Source organism: Bacillus sp. LR--39, from assembly GCF_053613335.1.
Genome location: NZ_JBSIOT010001013.1, coordinates 1 through 656, shown reverse-complemented (window position 1 = coordinate 656; position 656 = coordinate 1). Strand labels below are relative to the sequence as shown.

The following is a 656-nucleotide window of genomic DNA, read 5'->3' as shown; positions in this document are numbered from 1 at the left end:
ATAATGAGTCCGACACCCGGAACACCCGCTGTTCCGATGCTGGCAAGCACTGCCGTGAGAACAACCATCAACAGCTGTGTGAGCGACAGGTCATTGCCGTACACCTGAGCGATAAAGACTGTTGCCACCCCTTGCATGATCGCCGTTCCGTCCATGTTGATCGTAGCTCCGAGCGGCTGGACAAAGCTTGAGATCGGCTCTGGAACTTTCAGCTTTCTTTGAGCGACATCCATCGAAACCGGAAGCGTCGCGTTGCTGCTGGACGTACTGAAGGCAACAAGCATAACCTCTGAAAAATCTTTAAAGAATGTGAGCGGGTTCCGCTTTGCCAGAAGCGCAATCGCTGCGCCGTATGTGACGATGGTATGAATGAACAGCGCCAGAATAACGACGATCATATAAAGCCCCATTGCTTTAATGGCGTCCCAGCCCTGGCTTCCGATTGCCCCGGCAATCAAGCCGAACGTACCGTACGGCGCGAACTTCATGACAAGATTGACCAGGTACATCATCAGATCGTTACCCTGTTCAACCACTTTGAGAAGAGCGTCCGCTTTTTTGCCCAGCATCGTAATTCCGAGACCGACCAAAATGGAGAAAGCAATGATTTGCAGCATATTTCCTTCAGCCATTGCCTGAACCGGGTTTGTCGGAAT

Annotated in this window: 1 protein-coding gene; it reads right to left on the bottom strand. The window is 51.5% G+C overall.

Features of this window, described 5'->3' with window-relative positions:
* On the bottom strand, positions 1-656 hold a 656-nt coding region (locus tag ACWHAR_RS28120), incomplete at both ends, for a dicarboxylate/amino acid:cation symporter (RefSeq protein WP_452088574.1).